Annotated in this window: 11 protein-coding genes; 10 read left to right on the forward strand and 1 reads right to left on the reverse strand. The window is 61.6% G+C overall.

Translation table 11 applies throughout. The features are described 5' to 3' along the window. Nucleotides 1-71: 71 nt before the first annotated feature. Complete coding sequence (locus KF791_15360; protein ID MBX3733953.1) at nt 72-13,436, reverse strand: Ig-like domain-containing protein; 13,365 nt, start codon at nt 13,434-13,436, stop codon at nt 72-74. A gap of 423 nt (nt 13,437-13,859) precedes the next feature. On the opposite strand from KF791_15360, the gene KF791_15365 reads away from it, so the two are divergent. The 10 genes from KF791_15365 to KF791_15410 all read left to right on the forward strand — a co-directional run. Next, on the forward strand, nt 13,860-14,543 hold the full coding sequence (locus KF791_15365; GenBank protein MBX3733954.1) for a hypothetical protein: 684 nt from the start codon (nt 13,860-13,862) through the stop codon (nt 14,541-14,543). Between the two features lie 18 nt (nt 14,544-14,561). Beyond that, complete coding sequence (locus KF791_15370; GenBank protein MBX3733955.1) at nt 14,562-14,747, forward strand: hypothetical protein; 186 nt, start codon at nt 14,562-14,564, stop codon at nt 14,745-14,747. 69 nt (nt 14,748-14,816) lie between these two features. Next, on the forward strand, nt 14,817-16,187 hold the full coding sequence (locus tag KF791_15375) for a hypothetical protein (protein ID MBX3733956.1): 1,371 nt from the start codon (nt 14,817-14,819) through the stop codon (nt 16,185-16,187). Between the two features lie 457 nt (nt 16,188-16,644). Further along, complete coding sequence (locus KF791_15380; GenBank protein ID MBX3733957.1) at nt 16,645-17,490, forward strand: toprim domain-containing protein; 846 nt, start codon at nt 16,645-16,647, stop codon at nt 17,488-17,490. Then, nucleotides 17,487-18,668, forward strand: a complete 1,182-nt coding sequence (locus tag KF791_15385) for an AAA family ATPase (protein MBX3733958.1) — start codon at nt 17,487-17,489, stop codon at nt 18,666-18,668. The genes KF791_15380 and KF791_15385 overlap by 4 nt, the downstream gene beginning before the upstream one ends. Nucleotides 18,669-18,935: 267 nt before the next feature. Next, on the forward strand, nt 18,936-20,558 hold the full coding sequence (locus KF791_15390; protein ID MBX3733959.1) for an SAM-dependent DNA methyltransferase: 1,623 nt from the start codon (nt 18,936-18,938) through the stop codon (nt 20,556-20,558). Between the two features lie 2 nt (nt 20,559-20,560). Then, entirely contained in the window at nt 20,561-21,664 is a 1,104-nt protein-coding gene (locus KF791_15395) for a restriction endonuclease subunit S (GenBank protein MBX3733960.1), read from the forward strand. Between the two features lie 7 nt (nt 21,665-21,671). Continuing rightward, nucleotides 21,672-23,375, forward strand: coding sequence for a DUF262 domain-containing protein (locus KF791_15400; protein ID MBX3733961.1), 1,704 nt, complete (start codon nt 21,672-21,674; stop codon nt 23,373-23,375). A 165-nt stretch (nt 23,376-23,540) separates the two neighbouring features. After that, entirely contained in the window at nt 23,541-25,820 is a 2,280-nt protein-coding gene (locus KF791_15405) for a hypothetical protein (GenBank protein MBX3733962.1), read from the forward strand. Nucleotides 25,821-25,827: 7 nt separating this feature from the next. Beyond that, nucleotides 25,828-26,203: hypothetical protein (locus KF791_15410; protein ID MBX3733963.1), on the forward strand; the 376-nt coding region annotated here is incomplete at its 3' end.

The following is a 26,203-nucleotide window of genomic DNA, read 5'->3' on the forward strand; positions in this document are numbered from 1 at the left end:
AAAGCCACACGACCGGCCACCAGGGCCTCTCCCCGCGGTTCCCGATCCTAAAGCCTTGAACGCGTTGCGCATCATCGCCTCAATTCCATTTCGCGCTTCCGCTTCCGAGCCTTATCCATCCCATAAAGGTATCTCGCATCGGAATCTGCCCGATCAATGTCCTCATAGGCTTCACGCCACCTCATTAACCGCCCATATTGATCGGGAGCATTATACAAGAGCACAGCGCCGATGCCGCCAGCTCCAAGCTTGAGTCCCGTCATGGCAAGGTAGGTTCCCGGTGTGGAGGACAACTGTACCGCGTTTTCATGAGCATTCATCAAACGCGAATGCCGCCAATTCCCGACCAAACTCCACCTGCTGCTTGCCTTCGCCGCCCGCAACTGAGTCACCTGGCCACCAATGGACGCTCCCATGTGTAACATCTCGTGGATCGCGGTCTGTCGTCCGGTCGCGAACGCGGGAATCCCAAATCCCGCGTGAGGATTCCCCTGCATCCAATACTTCCCAATTTTGCCAAGCTCCGAGTGGTCCCAGAGTGCCCCCACTGAATTATCGGTCCTGGCAAAAAATGTATTATGCTTAAGCTGTTCAATGACCGTTTGCTGGTCGACTGACTTCGTCAGACCCCATTTTTCAGCATACCGATTATATTTCTCAATGGCTCTTGCAAAGTCATCGGATTGAGCAATTGCGATGTAGGCATCCTTGAGCGACATGTCCAGATTCTTGGCCATTGGCTTCACGATCCCCAGGAATCCACTTTCCAGTTTCGTCCGCCTGATGATGCTCGCCAATGTCGACTTAAAGATTGTATCCAATGGATCGGATCTTCCTAGATTGCTCAGGATGACACTACCCAACCCCTCCGGGTTGCTTTTCGGGACAAACGTCGAAACCTCAGGGGCGACCTTTGCCACCTGATTTCCACCGCGAAGCAAATTTCTAACCACTCCGAGAACACCTCCACTAAGCCCGCTCGGGTCACGAATCCCCACCGGATTGTTCCGCATACCGGCATACAAATTAACGCTGTCCTCATAGCCTAGTGGGTCAGGCTCCAGGAACATTCCGCTTAAAGGATCATAGTATCGCGCACGGAGATAGATCAATCCCGTCCCATAGTCGAAATACTGTCCATGAAACAGGAACGGAGATTCCACCGAACTTTGCGCCAACTGCGGGGGTGCTGTATGCGGTTCCGGAATCGACCTGTAGTATGGGATTCCCGGAGTGCCCACCGGCAAGAATGAGACTACAGCCGGGTCATTTCGATTACCCCACTCGTCTGCAAGCACGCCGCCGGTGATAGCCACCGTTACCGGTCCGGGAAGGGTTACACCGCCGGCGATGGCGGTGATCTCCTGATCCGACAGGGCACGCCCGTGGAGTACCACTTCGTCAAGGTCGGCGACGAGGTAGGCACCCGTCCCCTCCCGGCTTCCAAATTTCAACGTTGCCGTCGAGGACAGCGAAATGCCCGCGTCGCGAGCCGCCACGACGACACCATTGGTGAACAGGGCGAACTGCTCACCCTGCCGGCGCGCTCCTACCTGTATCCAGACATTGGTGGCAAAATCCATTGGACTCGATTCCACCGAAATCTCATTGCCGGAGCCGTTGCCGAGCACCAAGCGAAGGCGATGGTCAGCCGTCTTAAACAGTGACCAACCCGCCCGTGTCGCCTGTGTCCATTTTTCCACCAAGACCTGGTCTCCTGCCAGTTTGTGGAACCGCGACCAGACCGACAGGGTGAAGTCGCCGCCGCCCAGATTGAAGGCCGCGGCATTAGTGATTTCCGCATGCGCGCCGTCTCCGCGAAACACAAAGGACTGCTGATTTAAGCCGGGGGCTGCCGTCGCTCCTCCGCGCAAAATTCCGCGATGCCCCGAAATGACCTCCGAAACCTCCGCGTCCCCTGGCCACCAACCGAGCACGCCAGTGGGAGTCACCGGAAGTGGCTCGGACGGCGTAAATCGGAGCACGGAATATGGGAACGATCCCGTAGCCTCCAATAAGACTTCTGTCGTACCGGGAATCGGGGTCGAATCAATCGACACACTCAGCACGTTGTTCCCATCCAGGAGCGGAATCGGAACGATTCCGGTGCCTTCTCCGGGATCCGCAATGGGAGCCATGACCGGCTCGGACAGGACAACTCGCAGGGCGCCGCTATCCTCAGATGCGATGCTGACAATGGACGGAGCAACCGCGTCGGCCCCTTCGAGGACCGGTTGACCGAATGGATCGTACCAAACCCTCTCGAGAACCCGGCCTTCGGCATCGGCAACTGCGATCACCGAGTCGGCAACGTCCCTGAGGTAGTAGTAACGGAGCAAGGGACCATTCTGACCCTCGCGAATATCCGCGGCGACGGGAGCATCGCCATTTCCGTAATAATAGCGGCCCACCAACGCCGCCTCACCTTCGCTGCGGTCGTACTCTTCAAGCAGACGATTCCGGTCGTCATAGACGAAATGCCGGAGTTCGAGCAGCAATCCGTCACGTGTCACCCGGCGCAGATACCGCAATCCCTCGGCCTGATACTCATACTCAACCATCCGCCCGTCGCCGAAGTCGATCCGGACCAAATCACCCCGTCCATTGTGAACCAACGACGCAGGAGCCCGCGACCCGCTCCCCGCACCCGATTCGCGAATCAGCAGTTCCGCACGGGCGACGCGCCCCAGAGGGTCGGCCGGACCGCGATCAAATCCATCGACACGCATTGGCTCAAGAAACTGTCCATGGCCACTCCAGTTCGTCGCAAACCCGGGGGGCTCACTCACGGCCCCAGTTGCAGCGGAAGACAAGAGCAGATCCAATCCGGCAGGATCGTATCGGTACTCCCGCTCATAAAGTCCGCCCTGAGCATCCTCGCCTTCGCCGGGGATGACGCCAATCGCCGCGCTTTGAAGTCGTTCTCCCTCGTCATAGCTGAAACGGTCGGCCCTGCCGCCCCGGTGGAGAAACTGCTGGGCAACCGGATTATTGACTGCGTTGTACTCCCACCTCAGGTGTGCGAGCACGACGCCGTCGTCCCTCCGGGTAAACCGACTGGCCGTCATCCGTCCACGGGCATCGAACTGATTGACCTGGCGGATTCCGGAGCCGATGAAGACCTCCGCTGGTTGATTCAAACCCCGCCATGAATTTACGGACAGAATGTTGCCCGAATTATCAGACACGCCAATCAACCTTCCGGAGACGTCACGGTCCTCAGTCACCTCGTGGCCAGAGGGGTAGATGACTGACCGGCGGGAGCCATCCTCATTGTAGTTGCAATGAATTGCAAAATCGCCACCGGCCTCCTGCCATCGTGAGATCAGGAGGACTCCTGATCGATCATAGGTGCTTGTGTGCACGTTTTGGGCACCGCCATCCTGGCCGTAGAAACTGGACCGAATCCGGTCGAGAGCATCGTACTGGTACTCCTCGTCGAACCGGGTCCCCTGGAAGGCGGTCGCCCTCCGGATTGGACGCCGCTTGAGATCATAGTCGGTCTCGACAGTGCCCCCACCAGGGAGGCTTGTTTTCCTTGGCATTTGACGGGGGTCAAAGTCGCTTTGAGAAACCACATCTCCATTCCTCTGCCGTTGTTCCGTCAGGCGAAACTCATCGTCATACGCATAGGCAAATCCCGACGAGGGATCCCCGGTATAAATGACCTCCCGCTGGCTGTCATATCGGTACCGGAACTCCAAACCATCACTCCGACGGCGTTGCAGGGGCTCCCCGAGAACCGTGTAATTAAAGGTGTTTGCGTGATTCCGTGCATTGATCACGGAGGCATTCCGTCCATCGGCCCTTGGAATGTAGCGGACCAACAAGCCCTCCAGATCGCTCTCCGTTTCGACCTGGTCCAGGCCGTTGAATGACGTTGAGACTCGGTAGGTGACACCATCCTCCAGATGATCCACACGCTCCAAGCGACCTCCCGAATCGGGGTACATCTCCGCCGACGCGATCGGGCTCTCCGTCTTGACCATATCCCCGGAGTCATTCCATTGAGCCTGAACCGTCATTCGTGGACCTACCACCGTGGATCGAAGGGGAGCATAGTTATACTCGCTCCGCGGTGAAATTACGCCCCCTTGGACCAATGCTTGCTTCGGTCTCCCCAGGGCATCTATGGATGGAATTGCCTGCTCGGCAACAACCCCAAACTTGGGATCAACAGTGGTCATCTTCCTCACCTGCCCCCCAGGAAAATACTCCGTCAATGAGGCCTCCTCAGCCGCTCCGGTTCTGCTCACAACGCTCGTGACCCGATCCATTCCGTCATAGCTGAACGTGGTCACGATTTCGCCCCCTTCCCACGTCTCAATGACATTGCCATGGCGATCCCGTCGATACACCTCGACATAGGTCCCCAATGTCATTTTGGTCACCTGATCATGCTGGTCGTACTCGAATGACTGAACAGCACCCCCCGGATGATGAACCGTGGCCACCCGGAAATTTTTGTCGGGGGCATACCGCCACGTGATCGAGCTGGACTGACCATTGACATCCACCCCGTCGCTGGTCTGCTCCAACATGAACCCACGCGGGTGAAATGTTCGCCGCGTCACCAGGACCTGCCCATCACCAAGCTCCTCCTCGGTTCGAATCTCATTGCCCCGCTCATCGTAGCCGTGACGAATCACCGATGTCCCGCGCCCCGACTCCAGAATCTGCAGCGCTGGACTATAGTGGAAGTGTGTTGGGAAACCCACGGGAGGCGTGACAACGCTTGGGTGTCCGAGGCGAGACGCGGAATCATTTCCATATTCGTAACGCGTGGCATGGTCCCCGACTGTTGTTCGTCGCGTAAAACCGGTCGCCTCGTCATAGACTGCTCCACTTCTCACTCCACGGACGTCCGTGTTTGACGTCAGCTGTCCCCTGGAATTGTATGTGAAGGTCTCTGTTTCGGACGGGCCATGCCGGATTGAGGCAATGACTCGGCCGTCATCATTGAGAGAAAACACATGAGCAAATCCATTCGCATCCAGGTGTTCTCCGGATGGCAAATTATATCTGGGATCAAACTCTTGCGTTTCCGTATATCCTTCTCCTCCACGCGGGCCAGGATCGACTGTGACCCTGAGTAGATTTCCACGCGAGCGGAAGATCGGATTCCCCTCGTCATAGGTTCGCGTCTCCACCCTTCCTTCAGGATACTGAATCTTCACCAGCAGTCCCATTGGATTGTATTCCGGCTTAGACTCCGATTCCTCTCCTTGGCCTCCAACGACCCGATACGATGTGGGTTGTCCGAATGAGTTGAATGTGACCTCCGTGCTGCGGCCATCGGCCTCCGTACCGGTGGACTTCTGGCCTTCCATCGTTGCGGCTGAATTGTCGTCAGGGATTGAAATGACCATCGGACTAGTCCCGGTCCCCGCTCGTGCCACCGCCTTCCCTGCCGGTCCAATTGAGACATCTGCATTAAAGAGTGGCGTCCCCTCCCTGCCCGTTGAGACGCCGACGATTCTGCAGTTGGCATAATTATATTGAATCAGTGGCCGGCCAGAAAAGCCGGAGTTCTCGCCGTTGACCCGTATGCCCTCGCGCTGGAGGAGAAAGCCGTCGTCACTGTATCCATAGAGGACCTCACGGGCGGCGTAATCCCGCAATCGCCGCACCTTGCCCTGCAAGTACGCGTTGTCAGTCCTCTCATCAAGCCCTTCCTGGAAGCCGGGATCCGCGAGGCTTCGGTAGTAGCCAAACTCGACATAGCGCGGCTCGCGAACGGATCGGTCATCAATCCGGACCAGCCACCCATTTGAGTCATATTCCAGGACGTGACGATTGAGTGGGAAGCGATCGATCACCATCTCCAATCGGCCGTCGGGACCATAGCGATGGCGGACGCCGTCATGAGAGAGCCGTTCGAAACGGCCGTCACGAAACTTGACCAGCAGGTTGAAGAGCCCCTGCCCCTCTGCGGGCAGGTAGTAGTCAGAAACGGTGTCCAGGTATCCGTAGTCGGAGACCAATGGATCTTGGGAATACTCCGGAGGCATGTTGGTGCTGACCCAGCGGAAGTGGAGTACACGACCTCGGCCTGTTTGGAAGAGCACATCCTGACTACCGGCAATCTCGCTTGAGTCTCGCGACGCGCGGACAATCAGCGGAATCTGCAGTCCGACCGGAATGGTCAGAGGGCTCAATTCCGTGATTCTCTGGTTGTAATTGAAGTCCCAGCCGACTCCGAATGGCCCCTCGTACGAATCCTGGTTTCCGATGCTGCGCTCGATGGTGATCGGCATTCTGGGGCTTGGCAGTTCGAGGTCCGTTGCCTCGGTCCGAAACTCACCACTGTGGGCGCCAATTGACCCGAAGGTCCCTGGAATCGTGACGTAGGCGCCCGCGGGCGGCGGGTTGTTTCCCATGAGATAGGGGTGGAACAGTGTCAGCGCCTGATGCGAGGCAACCGGGGCCAGCCGGCGACGTCCCGAATCCACCCGGGCGGCGAACAGCCCGACGACCGGATTCTCGGCCTCACTCGGGTCAATGAACGCACGGAGGCCCGCACCGCTGTGCAAGATCTCCCGGTCCAGGATCTGCTGAAGACGCGCCTGCTCCTCCACGGACAACGTCTCGTTGGCCAGCATTGCAAACGGGCGGGAAAGATACTGGTTGTAGAAGGGACTCAGGGGATCATCGCTTAACCGCCAAGCGGTCAGCGAGCGAATCGGCGCGCCGCAGTCGGGACGCGGTTTCTGTCCGATGCCCTCCTGGGCGAATTCTGAAATGGCGCGGACAGGCGCGAACCCGTCCCCTAAGTTGCCCAGCGGCCTCCCGGCGTGGTTGATGGACTCCAGCCCCAGCTCGATTCGCTCGCCGGTGGCTCCCGGAGCCTCCATCCAAACGTGGAAATGGGCTGCCGGGCGGGGCGGATCGAGGTCCGAGGCAATTCCGGCGGACTTGAACGCGCGGGCCCGGGCCGGTGGGAGCACCGGGGTGATCCGTGCCCCCTGCATCAGGGCGGCGAGTTCCTCGTCAGTTTTCCCAATGAATCCGGCTGGCGACACGACCTGAGGCTGAATAGGGAAGCTCACGAACCGCAGTTCTGGTCCGGTCTGCACCAGGACCCCGCGGCCCCCATCGGCGACGGACCGGTAGCCGACCGGTGTCGAGCCAAGGCTTCGGGTGCTGGCGCCCGCGGACGGGATGAAGCCCGCTACCGCAGGGTGTGCCTGTCCCAGAGGTATGTTCGTCACCGCCAACTTCAGCGGGTCCAGCAGGACCAGATGCTGGTCTCCTGCGACCTCAAGCAGGCCATCGCTGCGGAGTCTGACAGATTGAACGCTGCCGCCCAACGCCTCCGGGGGGACCGGAACCTTGCTGATCAGACGTGGGGACTGGGGCAGCGAAATGTCGAGAATGGCCAGCTTCTGGATGCCGTCCGAATCCGGTTGCAGCGAGACGATGGCCACCGTCGGCTGGATCGGGACGTCGTTGGACAGGATCACCAGCGACGGGAAGACCGTGACCCAGCGGGGATAGGCCAGATCGTTAAATGGAAACACCGAGTCCTGCGGATCCTCGATGGGCAGGTTGATGGCCAGGGTGCGGTAGGAAGGCGGCAGGCGTTCCCCGAGAGCGCCGAGGTCGTTTCGCATCTGACCACGCGTTAACGTGACGCCCACGAACTGCCCGCCCCCCAAGGGGCTGAAGTCCAGAATCTTCTGGGTGGTGCGGAACAAGACGTGGGCGAACTCCTTGCCGTAGAACTCCGCGGGTGGATGCTCCGGGAGGGGCACCACCTCGTCGGTGTCCACGTAATCGCCGTCTCCATTCAGGTCCACTCCCGGGCGTCCGCCCCGGGATTCCCCCAGAACCGGGTTGCGGAATCCGATGACCATGGACTGCAGGTTGATCACCCCCAGTTGATGGATGTCAGCGCCGAACTCCTGATAGACAAGATTCGGGGGTGCCCATCGCACCTTGGTGATCGCGGAGCCCACCCGGTAGCTGAGGATGGCGGAGGGAAGGAGCGGGACGAGGCGGCCGGGATTCGAGGAGTCCGACGCCTCGAAGATGCTGAGATACTGGCCGCGAACGATGGTGTTGTTGATTTCGTCAATCCGTGTGTCGAGATCCCCGCCCACAACAACCACCAGGTCGTTGGTCACCGGCGGCTCCTGGGCCGACCGCCGGTAGGCGTATTGCGGGATCACCAGCAGGTCCCTGGGCTGCCCGAACAGCGAATCGCTGGCCACCAGTGCGGGTTGCCCCGGATCCCGGATGTCGTAGGTCCTCAGGGCCGGATAGGCGCCGCCGGAATCAATCGCATATAGCGTCTCGCCACGAATCACGGTGCCGCGTCCGTTCACAAGTCCGGGCAGATTCCGGATGCGGACCGGCGCGGTCTGAAACACCAGTCGAAAACCGTCGGGCTCGGGAGTGCTGGGGCGCTGATCGAGCGGCTGGCCGGCCAGATCGCGAACGGCCTGTCCGGTCAGGTTCAGCGTATATTCCCTCGCCGGCTCCAGGCCGGCATACTGGATCACCAGGCTCTTCTGGCCCGGCTTCAGGCGGACCACCGGATCTCTAGGAACCGAAGCCCCTTCCAGCGTGATGCCATAGGAGGACGCCTCGATCTGGCGGTCGAGAGGCTTATTGAACAGGATCTCGATTTCGCCCGAGGGGCCGAGAAATCCACCATCCGGCGGCACCGTGGCGATCACGATGGGACCGTGGACGTCATTGGTATCTGGCTTGGGAAGCGGACCGGTGATGACCGGCGGTATGGTGCCGCTGAATTGGATCGGGTACCTGGACGTCCTTCCGTCGCTCTCCACCCGTAGCACCGCCTGAACGGGCTGGCCCGCCCGGAGGATGCCGCTCCAGACCCGGGACGTGGCATTCGTGAAGCCCGTAACGTTGGTAATCACGAGATCGCTGGCGGGAGCCGCCTCCCCGGTGACCAGGTTGGTCAGCGAGAGCAGGCGCACCTGGATGTCCGGCGGGGCCCCATACCCCCGAAATGCTGAGATTCGGACCTCGCAGTCCTGTCCGGGCGCCGGGAACTGTGGCGCATGGGAGAAATTGAAGCGCACCGGGACGTCCGAGGCATTCCGCGTGTGGAAGATCAGGCGCTTGAAGACACCCGACGGTCGCAGGTCCACCGAAGCCTTGAACTCGGCGGCGGGCCGGTCCGAGTACCCGGGGTGGGTGGCCATGAGGATGTACTGCTCCGCAGCCGAGGGCGCGAGCAGCGAGTAGGTGCCATCCCGGTTGCTTGTGGCATGAACGTTGCCCGGCAACAACCGGCCAGGTAGCGGCGAAACCGGGGAACTCTCGGAACGAAGAATGACGTATGCACCTGCCACCGGATTGACCGTCCGGCCGGCCTGGATGCTCTCGGTGACAGAAGTCACAACCGCGTCGCTGAAGGTCTCCAGCATGTTCGACGGCGGGATCTTTTCGTTGGTCGCGAGGAACTGGGTGACTCCATGCACGATCACCGGGCGCTGCCCCAGGATCATCGGCATGATCACATAATCAATCAGCAGAGGCGCCACGAGTCCAACCGTGAGGCTTGGATAAAATCCGAGCACCGTGGTGACTGTGCCCACGCGGATGTCCGGAAAACCGGCGGGTTGGAGCGAGCGGGATGCCGCCGGGCCGGACATCATTCCCGCAACCGCGCCCGCCTCAAACCGCATCTGATCCAAAACTTCGAAGGTTTTGATTCCGTCAGTGTCGCGGACGCGGACCAGCGCGGCGGCGAGTTCTGACGGCGAAGCATCTGCAGGATACCCAAGCGCGTCGAGGTTCAGCGGGAAGGAGACCTCCATCGGTTCCGTCGGCATGGAGCCCTCGAGCTCAATCCGCATCGCCCCGGGCCCGAGCGTGGCGACATCCGGCGTCACGCCGCCGGTCGCCTCAAGCAGTTGGGCGCGGTTCAGCGTCTTGATGCGGAACTTGGTCCGGTTCGGGACGGCGTTTGGCTTGATCAACACCTGCACCGGACCGCCGTCCGATTGCGCCTCCAGGATCCCGCCCTGCGGGTAAAGCCCCACAAAGCCGTTGTCGAAGTGCTGGCGGCTCACCGGCACGTACACCCGTGTGCCGTTGAGGTTCACGAAGGTGGCGCTGACGAAGTCCTGTTCGCTGCCCGAGATGACGCTGGCGAAGCTGCCATCCGGCTTGCTGAGGATCGTGGCGGTCTCTCCAGTGCTTTCGTTGACCAGGATCACCGGGACCTCCGGATCGGCCGCCCCGGGGGTGCCGTGGACCACGATCGCCGACGGATCGTCGCCCGGTTCATACGCCGGGATGGCATCCAGGATGGCCACCGGTACGTTGGTCGCTCCCGGCTCGTAAATGATCAACTGCGCCGCCGGATCGCGGGTGCTGAGCGGGGCCGTGGTAAAGGTGAATTCGGTCGGCCCCTCGATTGGCAGGCCGCCGGGATCGGCGACGGTGGGTGCCAGCCGGAGACGATAAGTGGTGTTCGCCGGGAGTTCATTCGCCGGACTCAGGGTGACCACGCGATTGGCCAGATTGAGCGTCACGGCGGCCGGCACCACCGAGTTGTCCGGACGCAGCAGTTCAATCGCATTGACCACGGTCGCCGGATTCACGGCCTCATTGAAGGTGATCACGACGCTGCCCACCCGCGGCACCCGGATTGCCTCGTGGGCCGGAGTGATGGCCGCCACGCGCGGACCACGCGGTGCGGCATCGAGATCCTGGGAGATCGGGACGGTCGGATCGGCAACGACAAGGTCCGCGAGGCCGGCGTCGCCGGTGCGGGGGTCCCGGACCTGAAGCTGTCCGGGACCCGCCGGAGCGACCAACTGATAGCGTCCCTGCGTGTCGGTCAGGGTCAGCCAAGGAAATCCGGTCAAGCTCACCGGCATGCCCGCCTGCAACGCGCCGGCCCCGTTCCGGGCCACGCCGCTCACCAGGCTTTGCGCCGCGTCCACCTGCACCAGCACGTACTGACCGGAGCCCTCAAGCCCGGGGAGCCGCTCCCCGGATGCCGGCTCGCGACTCAAAAGGTTCCCCTGTCCGTCACTCTCCAACCGTTCGATGGGCTGCAGTCCAAAGAAGCCGGTGTCGCTCAGCACCCGGGCCAGCACAAAAAGGCCGTTGGTTGGTGCTCCGCTCAGTTGGGCCGCCAGCGTGTCCGCCAATGTGGAGCGATCCACCGTGAGTTCGAAGACGGCGACCACAGAGTGCCCGGTCGCCGGCAGGTTGGTGAACACCATGGCATCCAGACGCCGGAGCCGGAAGGCGCTGGGACCGGTCAGGCGTCCGCTGCCCGCCACCACCCGCACCCCCTCGGAGCCAATCTGGCCGCCGGACGCGTCCAACACGCGCCCGTCAAAGGGCTGCTCGGGCAGCACGTCCACCCGGACGGTTGCGGTGTCGAGGCGATCCGGCCCGAGCAGAAGCGTGGGCCGCATCGGAAACCGGGCATGGAGGGTCCGGACATCGTTGTCCCCGGGACGCTGGTAGCCGACGATGAAATGCTCGTACTGCGGCGTCAGGCGAAGGGATCCATCCAATGGGAGGTAGGTTTCCGTCACCTCCCCGCGGAAGAGGGTCCCGCTCGGCAGCGCCGCACTTATATGGCTCACGACGACCTCGGCGGCTCCCGTGACCTCCTCGGGAACCACACTGGCGGGACTGGCCGATGGAGTGACGGTGCCGGTGGCCGTCAGGCCATCGGAACCCGGCAACGGCGCAGCACTCGGCTGCAGGGCCTGCCCGGGTTGCGGCGCCGGAGGAGCCAACAGCCCGTGGTCCCCCACCACCAGCGCATACGACCCCGGCCCGGGCACGCCGACCGCCAAGGCGTTGGTTCCATTGCCGGGCGTCACCTGAACGACGCGCCACTCGAGGGCCGCCGGATTCCAGGTCACCAGGGCGGCCAATTCTGTCGGGGCGATGGGGCCGTCCGGCACCAGACTAACCGCCACGCTTCCCGGCAGCGGGCCTGAACTCTCCAGCCAGAAGGCGCCCAACGGACTCCATCCCTGCGGCAGAAACGCGGGCAGCGTCTGCCCCGTCAACGGGGTCAACCCCAGGGTCGTGGACTGGTTAACGGCCCCGGCCGGAATTTCGATGCGAATGGAACCGCTGGCATTGCTCAAGACCACGCGATCCAGCGGGGTGGCCACCACCCCGGCATCTTGCCGGCGGGTCAGGCGGGGATTCGGGATCAGCGTCGTCCGCCCCTCGGTCAGGGTCTGACGCCGCCACACCGGGAAATAGCCGTCCGCTGAAAACACCATTCGATGCTCGCCCGGCCCCTGCCCCAGCGATGCGACGCCGGATGGCGAGTCACTGGTCTGGACGCCGGTTCCGGCGGGACCCTCAACGGAGAGGCCAACCGCGGGCAGAGGGCGTCCCACTTCATCAAGCGACCGCGTGAGCCCCAGTGCCGAAACCACGGGCACCCGCGCCGCAAACACCCGGGTCTCAACGGCCGGCGGTGCCGTGCCGCTTCGCCCCAGGGTCAACGTCCTCGGCGCCGTGACTCCGCCCGGCGCCAGCGTCCCGTCCGTCGTGCGGCCACTCAGGTCGAAAAACGCCTTCGACGGCTGGCTGTCGTCAAGGCCGTCGGGCCCCACAGGACCCGGAGTACCCGAGTACGAATCCACCAGCAGGACGAGCGGGCCGTTCAAGATCCGCCCGGACCGGTTGCTGACCGTGACCTCGACATTCCACACATCAAGGGCCCGGTTGAGCCGCATGGATCGGAAATAGACGGCGGTCTCAGGTGTGACCTCGGCCAGCGTGAGCTCCGCATTGTTCCACCGGAACACCTTCTCCCCGGACTGCGCCCTGGCATCCGACCAGAAACCGGCCGCCACCAACGCGAGAAGGATCCCCTGGCATCCGGGGCCAGACCCTCGGCGGCGTCCACACCACACCACCACCGCCAGGCCCACCGCCAGCAAGGCGACGGTCGTCGGTTCCGGCACCACCGTGACCTCGGAAAACCACGCCTGTGAGGCAATATCGTTGTCGTTGCTGAACAGATCGAAATACAGCGTGAGCGGCCGATCCAGCACCTCGTCGGTCAGGGCGACCTCAATCGCGTACGCCAGTGGGTTGGCAAGCACCGGTGTGAGGCTCGGGTACTCGATGGCCGCTGCCACGATGCTGTCCCGTGCGACGGGCGTCGTGCCGGGAGTCTCCGGAGCCCAGACGACCCCACCGGCGTCGGCGGTCACCAGAACGAGCGCCAGCCCCCCCTGATCATCCACAAGCGAGATCGTGAACGAGTCGGCAATCTCCCCCGCCCGCACGATTTCGTCGGTGGAGAAACCAAACCGGAGCAGCAGCATCGGCGACACAAGGTCGCGCCCGAACTGAACGCTGACCTGCTGACTGGTAAACCCCAGGCCCGGCTCGGTATTCAGGACTCCCTGAGCGCGGCCCGCCGCCGACCCCATCACCGCCACCAACAACAGTAAGGTCAACCACCAGCGGGAGCAGGTTCCGGGCGTAGTCCTCATGCAAGACACGACCCGCCTGATGGCGACACTCAGTGAGTCAGGACGAACCTGCTCAAATCGAATCCCTGGCGCGAGGAGAAAAACGGATGACCAAAAAAACGGGTTCCGCGAAACGCCCCGGCACGCATCCGCACCATCGTCCCCGCGAGTGCCCGGGAGGGATCCGGAGAACAATTGCGGGGCACCTGACAGCGGAGCCGGCATTTCAGAGCGCGTGTGCCGCGGCACCGCCCGGCTGACGATGCGAATTCTCAGGGTGGATCAACCACCCGGTAGTGAAGCAATTTCCCCTCCACCGTGGTCCTGTCGGACGTGTCTACCAGCTCTGCTGGATGGCGGGGCCGGATTGGTGTTGTGGCACAAACCTCCCGAAACTATTTCCTCCCTGTGATCCACCGAGGCAGAACCCAAATCGCCGCCGGGCTGCTGGGGTTGGGAATTGTGTGGAACCTGCTCCCCTCGTCTTCGCCGGACCTGCAGGCAGCCGGGTCCACCGGCCGTCCCGAGGAGACCGGCTACTTCGACGGACGACTCTGGCGCATTGGTGTCCGGCCGGATGGACAGTCCCGGCTCGCCGTGGATGCCTTGGGACGCCTGTACGTCAGCGGGTCGGACCTGGGGACCACGGCCTGGGTGTTTCCGGATGTCGCCCGCTGGGATGGACGGCGGTGGGAAGTCCTCGCCACCAATGCCAATCGTGTGGATGCCCTGCTGCCGGTCGGCGGCGACCTGTTCGCCGCCGGACGGTTCACAGAGATTGATGGTGTGCCCTTCAACCGCATCGCGCGGTTCGATGGATCCGGGTGGCGCGCGATGGGTGATGGGCTTGGGGGTCCATCTGCCGGGGCCTTGGCTCTCGCTGCGGCGGACGGTCAGCTCTACGCTGGCGGCCAGTTCACGAGTGCCGGTTCACTTTCCGTGACCAACATCGCCCGCTGGGACATCGCTTCGGAATCGTGGCATGCCCTTGGGGACGGCCTGCCCGACGGGGTGCGTGCCATCGCCGCTTCGAAAACGGGTGTGTTCGCCGGCGCCGGGGAACAGGTGTACCGCTGGACGGGTTCGGCATGAGAACTCCTGGGGACCTTCGTGGGCGAGGCTGGTTTCAAAGCGCAGGTCCTGGCCCTGCAATGGCGCGACGATGCGCTCTATGCCGCCGGATCCTTCGCGTCCGTGGATGGTCTCGAGGCCTCAGTCGTGGTGCGGTGGCGCGACGGCCGCTGGGAACGCCCTGGCTCCCAACCCATTGCCGGAGTGGCCATCGGGATGGCCTAGGTTCAAGACCGTCTGTGGCTGGCCGGCAGGATCCAGCTTCCCGATCAGCCGGCGCTGAATTCCGTCAAGGTGGCGTCGCTCGCTGGCGAGGCGTGGCAGGTCGAGCTGGAAGTCAACTCCCGCTTTGCGGCACAGGCCCTCTGCCATCGCGGCGCAGAGGTGTTCGTCCTCGACATGCCCACGCTGAGGGAGGCCACGTTCCAAGCTGACCTGGTCATCTGGCACCGACACGACAATCGCTGGACGCCCGTCAACGGCGGTCTGGCCCCGGTCCCGGAGACCACGGGTGTGGCCGTGTCCCCGGACGGTGTGGCCGTGGGCGGCGTGGGCGGCACGTGTCCGATGCAGTACGACGGATCGGCGTTTCTCCACACGTCGGGGGGACCCGGGACGTTCGGCGTGCCGATTCAGATCGGCCGGTCGCTCCCCGGATCGGCCCGGCAGGCCTACGCTGCCGGTTCAGTCCAGATTCAGGACCGACCGGTGTTCGTCGCCCGTCTGGAGGGGGACCTTTGGGAGACGGTGACGTCCCCAAGCCCGCTTCCCACGATTGTCCATATCGCTCCCGGGGAGAAAGGCCTCGCGGTGGCCGGGTATCGGACGCCATCCGGTGGCGGTGAAATATGGGAATGGACCGGTATCGCCTGGCAGCCGGTCGGCGACCCGTTCGAACCGGCCCCTCCGACGGGCGGCGGGTCCAATCCCTCGCGCATTGAGGCCCTGGCCTGGCACGAAGGCCGGCTTTACGCGGGATGCGCCGCCTCGACCATTGGCGGCCAAGTTCGCTCCAACCTGGTGGTCTGGGACGGAGCCCAATGGCAATCCCCGGTCCCGCTCCAAGCACCAGCCTATGTCCTGAGGTCCTCGGGCGGCCGCTTGTACATCGGCAGCCAGGTTCCCCGGAGACCGGCCTCCATTCTCGCCTGGGACGGGGAACAGGCCGAGGAACTCGGTGCAGGCCTCCCTGAGATGACCCTGACCGGTTTCGACATGAGCGATCAGGGCTTGCTGGCGGCTGTCGGGAACGTGGGCGCACCAGGAGTCTCCCCCATTTGGTTTCGCCGGGGCGCCGCCTGGGTGCCTCCGGAGGACTGGACCTCGCCGGGGCCTGCCACTGCCCAGGGATGCGTCTGGTTTGGCAACGACCTCTACATCGCCGGAAACGGGGCGACCGCCTCCAATGTGGAATCCACGGCTCTTGCCATCTGGCATGAGCCGGGAGTCCTCCTGAGGACCCGGCTGGCATCCGACGGGACCCCGGTATTTCGTGCCACTGGCGCGCTGCCAGCACGCTTTGCGTGGGAACGCGGCGATCGCCTGGGCGACTGGGTCCCCTTCGCCACCAATGCCCTGGGAAATCCCGGGTGGGTTTCGGACCCGCTCGCGGCGTCGAACAGCCGGTTCTATCGCATCCGGGAGATCGCCGCCGATGCCGAGTGAGATCCCGACACCGGGGACTAATCGGCTGGCAGTTCCTGAATCGAGGTTCCGGTCAGAGCCGTAAACCCAAGGTGTCTGCAGTGGCCGCCTCGGACAGCGCTCGCGATGGGCTGAGGCGCCCCCGGCCATGGCTCCCGTGTGGACAGGACTCCGACGGCTTCGTGTCCTGCGCGATCGCCGGATCGTCGGCAATGTTCCCCCCTGGATTTCCTTGCACTTCGCCCTCGTGATTCCCTTTGACGCTGGCGCGGCCGACGCGGCGACAGCCCAAGCACAAGCAGCGGCCCGGGAAAACGTCCGGAGCGTTCAGAACGCGACTGGACGTACGCATCCACTCCAAAAAGGCGACCCGATAGGCCTGAATCCAAATGCGGGGCCGGACGGGATTTGGGCGCGCTGGATCCCGGCAATTGGATGGATCCGCAGCCATCAGACCCCCTGGCTTCAGGGCGACCGGATGCCCGGAATCACGCTGGCGGCGTATCTGCTGCTGGCGGCTCTGGGCGATGCCCCGCTCGTCAACCTGCCGACCAAGTCGGCAAGTCGGGTCGGATGTTTGAACGATTGGCGACCCCACGGGGATTCGAACCCAAGGCCCCATTCCTCACCGTGCGTCCTGGCGCCCAAGCGTTCCCTGCGGGTTCCTCGGCTACGACCGGGGTCGCTCCCCGAACTGCGTGAACTGGGCGACCAGCGCGGTTTCCTGGTGGAAGGGCTTCGGCTGGCGATGGCGCGCGGGATGCTGCACTTCTGCGAACTCTTCGGCCAGGCGGCATGGTGCGTGGCGGATCAACGCCGCGAACTCTTTGAATTCCGGCGTTTGGACGGAAAAAAGTGGGACGCCTACGGACGCCTGCCAAACCGAAAGTCGCACTGTCTCGGCCATGGGAAGCGGTGGCCGATCGGCACCCTGGAGAGCGTTCCCTACCCCAAGGTCGCCTTCGTTGAGGGAGCTCCGGACCTGCTTGCCGCCTTCCACTTCATTTTCGCCGAGGAGAAAACCGATACGGTGGCGGCCGTTGCCGCACTCGGGGCAAGCAATCGTCACCTCGCCCCGGAGTCATTGGCACTCTTCGCCGGGAAGCATGTGCGACTCTTCCCGCACAGGGATGAAGCGGGCCTTGCCGCCTCCCGGGCCTGGGCCCGGCAACTGAAGGAGGCCGGAGCCGTCCGGGTGGAAGCATTTGACCTTTCGGGCCTTACGCTCGCCTGCGGCGACGAAGGCAAGGACTTGGCCGACGTCGCTCAGATTGATCCCGACTGCTTCGAGACCACGCGCAAATTCCAGGAGGTCATGCCATGAGCGACGCTTTCCATGAGTATCTGCCGGCCCCATCGGGTGTGTACGACCCCTTGGCCGATGAAGCTTCTGCAAGCTCGTCCGATCCCAGCGGGCACCCCGCTCAACCGGCCGAAGGTGAGCGGGCGAAGGCGTCCCGGGAACCCCTGCTGAGGTTCCGCTCGTTTGAAGAACTGGCTGCCTATCAGGAACCGCCAGACCACAAACTGGCGGGCGACTATCATTTGCAGCGCGGCGGATTCACCGTGCTGGCGGGTCCACCCGGATGCGGGAAGTCCCGGGCCTCGCTCGCCTTGGCACTCGCGGGTGCGGCGGGATCTGGCAAGTGGCTGGGGCTCAAAATCCAAAGCCGTTTCAGGACCCTCATTCTCCAGAATGAAAACGGCCTGGCACGCCTGCATCGCGAGGTGCCCAAGGGACTCAACCTGGCTGAACTGCGCGACTGGATTCGCATTTCAGATCCCCCGGTGGTCGGTTTGGCGATCCACAATCCGACGTTTCGAGCCGAGCTCAAGGCGGCCGTGCGGGACTTCAAACCGGACCTGATCGTCATTGACCCGTTCAACGCGACCACCCGCGACTCCATGGAAAAGGACTTCGCGGAGACGCTCACGCGGCTGCGCGAGATTCAGGCCGAAGCCGGGGTCAACCCCGCCTGCCTGATCCTCCACCACCTGAGGAAGCCAAAAAGCGAGGACCGGCACAAAGGTCGAAGCCTCACCCACCTCCTCGCCGGTTCCTACGTTCTGGTGTCGGTCGCGCGCGCGGTGCTGGTCATCCAGCCCGCGACCGACGACACGGAGGACGACCGAGTCATCGTGACGCCTGCCAAAAACAACGACGGCGAACTGGGGCCGCGCACGGCGTGGCGCCGAACCAGCGACGGGTTTGAGGAGGTCGCCAACTTTGATTGGACGGCGTACGACGGTGGGCAGGCGACCCCTGATGCCAGGGTGCAGGAAGCGCATCTGCGCGCTGTGTTCAAGGATGGCACGCTTCGCCTTCCCCTGAAAATGGCGGCCCAGGCATTGAAAGAAGTCGCCAAGGTGGGCCGTTCTACCGCGTACGACGCCCTAAAGCTACCCGGCAAGTTCTCCCATCTGCTGGGCAAATCACTGGAGGACGAATGCCTGTTCCTCAAGGCCAGTCAGGACGAGTTCGGCGACGGATCCCCAGGTTGAACCGCGGCGTCCATCTGTCCAACCCATCTGGGGGGGAATCCGTGGACGGACGGATCCGACACGAGGATTTGGACGATTCTTAACCAGTATAGGCAGGTGGGCAGATTCCTCAATAGAACGGGGCGCCGTGCCGTGCCGCTAATGGCCTCCCCTTTAGCGATCGAGCCCGAAAGCCGGTAGCGCGCCTCCGGCAATTCCCCCTGCAAGCGCGATTGTAGCCTTGAGGTTGCGGTACGGCGTAATAGCCTCGCCTTCAGCAAACTACCCATGCATTGGATTGCCCCTACCGAGAAGGACACCGCCGGCGCCACGCTTGAAAAGCGGTTATGGGCCAGCGCCGACCAGTTCCGTGCCAATTCCGGCCTCAAGGCCCAGGAATACTCCGGCCCGATCCTCGGCGTCATTTTCCTCCGCTTCGCCGAAGTCCGCTTCACGGCCCAGCGCGCAAAGCTGGAAAAGGCCAGCGCCTCCTCCCGGCGCGGCAGCCGCGTGGATGAGCCCGCGGCCTACCACGCCGAGGGCATCCTCTACCTCGCCCCCAACGCCCGCTTCGGATTCCTGCTCAACCTCCCCGAGGCGGCTGACATCGGCGCGAAGGTGAACGATGCCATGCGCGACATCGAGAAGCACAACCCGCAGCTCGCCGGCGTCCTGCCCAAGACCTACAACCTCTTCACCAGCACCCTCCTCAAGGAACTGCTGAAAAAGGTCTCCGAGATTCCCGCCACCGTGGACTACGATGCCTTCGGCCGCATCTACGAATACTTCCTGGGCGAATTCGCACGCACCGAGGGTCAGAAGGGCGGCGAGTTTTACACCCCGTCCTGCATCGTCCGGCTCCTCACCGAAGTCATCGAGCCCTACCACGGGCGCATTCTCGACCCCGCGTGCGGCTCGGGCGGCATGTTCGTCTCTTCGGCTCGCTTCGTCTCCGAGCACAAGAAGAATCCCGCCACCGAACTCGCCATCCACGGCGTCGAGAAGACCGACGAAACCGGCCGCCTCTGCCGTCTGAACCTTGCCGTCCATGGCCTCGAAGGCGACATCCGCCACGGCGGCCAGGTCAACAGCTACTACGATGACCCCCACGACGCCACCGGCCGCTTCGACTTCGTCCTCGCCAACCCGCCGTTCAACGTCAACGCCGTGGACAAGGAACGGTTGAAAGACTCCGTCGGGTCGGGACGCCGTTTCCCGTTCGGCCTGCCGCGCACCGACAACGCGAATTATCTCTGGATTCAACTCTTCCACTCCGCGCTCAACGCCAAAGGCAGGGCCGGATTCGTCATGGCCAACTCCGCCTCCGACGCCCGCGCCTCCGAGCAGGAAATCCGGCAGAAACTCATCGAAAGCCGCGCCGTGGACGTGATGGTCGCCGTCGGCCCGAACATGTTCTACACCGTCACGCTGCCCTGCACCCTCTGGTTCTTCGACAAAGGCAAGTCGGCCCGCAAGGTGAGTCAAGACGCAGTCTTGTTTTTGGATGCCCGGCACATCTACCGGCAGATCGACCGCGCGCACCGCGAATGGACGCCCGCGCAAATCGGCATCCTCGCCAACGTCGTTCGCCTTTATCGCGGCGAAGCCCTCGACCTCACCCTCGGCGGCGACGAAGCCGAGGCCAAGCTCAACGAAGTCTTCGGCCCAAATCCGAAATACGCCGACGTGCCCGGCCTGTGCCGCGCCGCCACGCTCAAGGAAATCGAAGCGCAAGGCTGGTCGCTCAACCCTGGCCGCTACGTGGGCGTCGCGCCGGGCGAAGCCGTGAGCGACGAGGACTTCAAGGAACAACTCGAAACCCTGAACGAGGAACTCGAAACCTTGAACGCCCAGGCCCGCGACCTCGAACAAACCATCGCCGGCAACGTGGCGGAAATTCTGGAGGCGTGACGATGGCGACGTTTCCAACGAGTCCAATCACCGACTTGTTCCGGCTGAAACAAGGAACGTATCTCAAGCCTGATGAGATGGCGGAAGCGCCGTCGGAAGAATTTCCGTTTCGGGTCTATGGAGCGAACGGAGTAATCGGCTACTCAAACCGGAAGATGTATTCCGACCGCACGACGCTAATTTCTTGTCGTGGGGCAAACTGCGGCGTCGTGCATTTCACAACCCCCGACGTGTGGATTAGCAACAACTCGATTGCTTGCGTTCCGAAGGCGGAGATTGACCCGACGTTTTATCACTACGTTTGCCTCAACACCGATTTTGGCGATGTCATCACCGGCTCGGCGCAGCCGCAAATCACCATCACGAATCTTTCGAGCAAGGAACTCATCCAGCCCCCGCTGCCGGTGCAACGGCGGATTGCGGGCATCCTGTCGGCCTACGACGAGCTGATGGAGAACAGTCAGCGGCGCATCCGGCTCTTGGAGGCGATGGCCCGCGCCCTCTACCGCGAGTGGTTCGTCCACTTCCGCTTCCCCGGCAACGAAAAGCACCCGCGCGTCGCCTCCCCACTCGGCGACATCCACCAAGGCTGGGAGGTAAAGAAGCTCGGCGAAGTTCTCGAATTGAATTACGGCAAGGCGCTGAAACAAGAAGACCGGAGCGGCGGCGATGTGCCGGTGTTTGGTCCAAGCGGCATCGTCGGCCAACACGACACGGCGCTCGTCAAAGGTCCGGGCATCATCGTGGGCCGGAAGGGGAACGTCGGAAGCGTGTTCTGGTGCGCCGAGGATTTCTTCGTGATAGACACCGCCTACTTCGTGACTTCATCGCTGCCGTTGCGTTTCCTGTTCTACGTCCTGCCGACGCTGAATTTCCTCAACAGCGATGCTGCCGTTCCCGGATTGAGCCGCAACCAAGCCTACACGCTGGAAATTCTCGTCCCGCCCGCCGCGTTGCTAAAGAAGTTCTGCGCGCTGGCCGACACCTTCGAGCGGCAAGCGTCGACGCTCCAACGCCAAATCCAAAACCTCCGCCGGACGCGCGACCTGCTGCTGCCGCGTCTGCTGTCGGGGCAGGTGGAAATCAAAGTCCAGATTCCAGTCTGAAACTTTTATGAAAATTGAATCTACTGACCAGGACATCCGAAATCTTCTAGCCTCAGGTTATTACCGCATCCCTCGCTTCCAGAGGCCCTATTCCTGGACTCGCGAAAACATTCAGGATTTTTGGGACGATGTGGTCAAAGATGCCCCTGATAACTACTTCATCGGTTCGATGGTCACCTTCAAAGAAGGCAGCCAGCGCTATGGCGTCGTCGATGGCCAACAGCGCCTCACGACGATCACGATACTTTTGGCCGTGTTGCGTAACCGTTTGAATGCACTCGGTTTCACGGACCTAGCTCAGGGCATTCAGAATCAACTCGAACGCAAGAATATCAACAACAAGCCGGAATACATCTTATCGACGGAAACGTCCTACCCGTTCTTCCAAGACCACATCCTCAAGTTTGGCGAACCCGAAGTGGAAGGTGATGCAATGCGCGAGGAAGCCCAACTCCGCAGCGGTTTCGAATACTTAAATGAGTTGGTGGGCTCGATCATCAAGAGTGTGCAATCCGACACATCGCTAACGGCTGAAGATATAAACAAACAGCTTGAGCAGCGATTAACCAAGATTCGCGATGCAGTGCTCGACCTTAAAGTCATTCTGGTGAAGCTGGATGATGAAGATGACGCCTACATCATCTTTGAGACGCTGAACACGAGGGGAAAAGATTTGAGTCTCGCGGACCTAGTGAAAAACCACGTCGCGAAACACTTGAAGGTGAAAAGCGCTTCCGTGGACCAGCCGAAGATAAAGTGGGAGAATTTGCTTGAGACTATCGAAGGGTCATCAGCCGGACTGGAAGTGGACACGTTCATCCACCACTTTTGGTTGTCACGATATGATTATCTCGCTGCCAAACGACTTTTCAAGGTGCTCAAACGGCGAATTGGAAAAGGTGAAGCAAAGACGTTTCTTGACGCACTCGTTGCTGATGCATCGCTCTATCGAGCGGTTCACGAAAAGGCGTTTTGGAAATGGGCCAAGCCGGATCGAAGGATTGTTGCTGCACTGGACGCATTGCAGCTCTTCCGGGTTGAGCAGCAAACTCCTTGCGTGCTTTCCCTCATGCGTTGTTTCAAAGAGAAGAAACTCAAGAGAAGCCACTTTGAAGATGCCGTTGTGGCGATAGAAAAGTTTCATTTCTTGTTCACCGCAGTTACCTCGCAGCGGTCATCTGGCGGGATATCGGAGATGTATGCATCCTTAGGGCGACGTCTCTTTGAAGCCAAAAACACGCAATCCGCAGTAACCCTCGTTAACGAGTTGAAGGCGAAGCTACGAGGGCGGATTCCGGGCCTCGAGGAAGTTAAGGCTCTCATCCCGTCGGTCATCTTCACTGACAACCAAACGAAACAGAAAAACCTAGTGCGCTATATCCTCGCTGGTTTTCAAAGCCATTCAGTCGCCTCGGTAACGATTGATTTTGACGGCATGACTATCGAGCATTTGCTTCCACAGAGCGAAATTGGTTCTGGGGGCTTCACGGACGAAATTGTTGGCCAGTTGGGAAACTTGATTCTAGTGCCTTCAAAACTGAACGAGAAATTCGCAAACAAATCTTTCAAAGATAAGAAGAGAATTCTCCTAAGCGCGGGGGTCTCTATTCCTACCGAGTTCACTACACTAAATGCCCTGACCCAGAAGGACATTCAGCAACGCACGTCCAGCCTCGCTGAACTTGCATACAAGCAGGTATGGAAACTTTAGCACGACAGCGGTGGCACACCCAAGACCGGCTTGTCGAGCGGCCCGCCATCGGGTTGTTCGCGGAGCTTGGCTGGGCCGTGGCCGGGCCACCTCCCAATGCCGGCGTAGCCGGCGAGCCGCGTGAGACGAGCCTGATGCGATCTCACAATAGAAAACGAGGCTTCTATGGGCTATCTCGTTGAAAGCTACAGCCTGGACGAACTGCACCGGATCGCAGTGCCCGGGGCAGTAGCGCCGTCTCTGTTTTGGGTTTTGCCCGTTGGTGAATGGCGAGCGGGGGAGTTGGAGGAAGTCTGGCGCTGGTTCACTGAGCGCCAAAGCGAGTGTCACGACTACGGTCTGCTGCTGGTAAAACACATGGGACGGCGTGAATCCGACGAAGGCAGCGTCAACCTTGCCCCAGTCGGCGCAAAACTCTCCGATCTCATGCCTGCCGGTGCGGAGCGATTTGTCTCCCCTTCAGCGGTTCGAGGCGAAGCACCACGAGTGCTGGTGCTTGCCGGCGGCTATCCGCAGCCTGGCTGGGGTGTCCTCGTAGAGTGGCGGCGGCGAGACATCCACCGTTTTGAGGGATTGCTCAGACTCACAACAGGCCGGCTGCGGAACGGTGAATCCGCGAATGAACTCAGCGTATTCAAGGATGCAGCCGCGAGCTTTCATCGTTGGACGGAGACGCGCGACGCCAGGCCCGCAAAACTCAATGTTTCGAGTCTGGAGACGGAGATTGCCGGGGGCGAACAGATTGAGGTTTTGATGCGTGATGCCGAAAGCGCGTTGCAGGCCGGTCAACACGCGCTGGTTCAGCAGAAAGTCAATGCAACGGCATCGGCCGCAAAACAGGCGGCTTGGTTGGGCATCGAAGCGGCGACATTGCGCGAAGTCGAAGACCTTCAGCAGACATTTGCGAGTGCTGCGTTCATTTTGGCTTTGCCGGCAGCCGTAATCGCAGCCGAGATTGAGCCCAAACTTGATGCCTTGGTTTCAGACCCTTCCAAGCGCGAGTCCGTTTACAAGAGCCTTGCCAGTCAGGATTTGAAGCACGCGCTGCGTGAATGCCTTAATCTTCGACGCAAAGGTGTCGTTCCGATAGGCGAGAATTTCTCTGTTTGGGCCGAACAAACAAAAGGCGAGGTTCAGCCGCCGCTTGCTGTTGCTCTGGCAAATCTAAGGCAGACCATCGAAGCCAAACTAGCGGCCCATCGCGGAGCGAAGGCGCAACGAGACCATGAGCACGAAGTTGCCGTCAATAGCTGGCGCGATAGATCCAAGCAGGCACGCGAGGCGTTTCACGCCGCGACTGGCAAAGCTGTGGAACTTCAATGGAAGCTCGGTCCTCAGTTTCTTGTTGCCTTCGAGCACACCTGCCACCAGCAGGGACTTTGGGTGAGAAGTGTTCCTTGGGATGCAGCCAGAATGGTCGGATGGAAGTTGATGGCGTCACAGGTCAAACTGGATGCCCGTGACCTGCAAATCGCAGCGCAGGAACTCGCGCCGGAAGCGGCGGGGGCAAATTCAATCAACGGTCCGGCAGCGGCGGTCGCCGATGGCAGTTACTTCACGGATTACGTCCATCACATCGCCATCTCGAAAACGGGATTTTCGCCTCGCACCGTTACCCGCGATTTGCTCGTGCGATTACTTCGGCCAGCGGAGATGATGGCTTTGATTCAAACAAACGGCGGCGAGCCTCCAGAAGAACCGAACGCGCCGCGGTTGGCCGCGCAACTCCTGCATGTATTCGGATGGCGCGAATCAGATGAGGCGCGCGAAAGGTCCTTGGCGGGGTGTATTAGCGCCGGCAAAAGCGCACCTGTTCTATCGGCAGGCCTCACCGGAAATGACCTACGCATCGTGCTGGAAAGTTTCTGCAAGGACATTGTCGATGTCGTCGTGGTTCAACTTGGATACAGTCACTCGGACGTATGGGGAGCAATCGAGGAGAGGATTCCTGACTATCGACCATCCAGCCGGACCAAGGACTGGGAGGAAGAGGTCCGGGTAATGACGGTGGGAAGCGCGGAGATGATACTGGCGGCTTTCGGACCGCTTGCATTCCCTTCGCAGTCCAACACGATCGGTGAATTTGCCTCGAACCTACGGCAACTGTCGGAACTCCTTAATCGTTCCAGTCACCACAGAGAGGGCGATCAAGTCCCAGTGGATGCATTGGATGGTGCGGCCACGATGATTCACCAGCTACTTGGGCAGGCAGGGACGATTCTCGGTGAACTGCCCTGGCATTTGAACGCCAGCCTTGTTTATGGCGAGCAACCCAAAGTCTTGAGTGGCGAGGCTTGGAGTCATGGTTGTCATGCGCCTCGGTTGCTTCGCGTAATCCTTTGGACAGGAACATCTCCGGGCACGCACGTCACCCTTTGGAACAAGACCCGACGAAATCCAATCGTAACCGATCCGGTTTTCATCACTCGCCCACATCGAGCCTGATAAGCCCATGCCCCACGCCTACACCGAAGACCAGCTTGTCGAGCAGCCTGCCATCGGGTTGTTCGCGGAGCTTGGCTGGGCCGTGGCAGGGCCACCTCCCACTGCCGGCGTTGCCGGCGAGCCGCGTGACGCGGGGTTGGTCGGGCGCGAGACGAAGGGCGAGGTGGTGTTGGTGTCCCGCTTGCGCGCGGCGTTGGAGCGGCTGAATCCCGCGCTGCCGCCCGAGGCCATCACCGCCGCCGTGGATGAATTGACCCGCGACCGTTCGGCCATGAGTCTTCCGGCTGCGAATCGGGAGATTTATTCACTCATCAAGGACGGGATTCGCGTTTCGATTGCGCAGCCGGAAGACTCACCCTCACCCCAGCCCTCTCCCAAAGGTA

This window comes from Verrucomicrobiia bacterium (assembly GCA_019634635.1).
In the GTDB taxonomy this organism is placed as follows: domain Bacteria; phylum Verrucomicrobiota; class Verrucomicrobiia; order Limisphaerales; family UBA9464; genus UBA9464.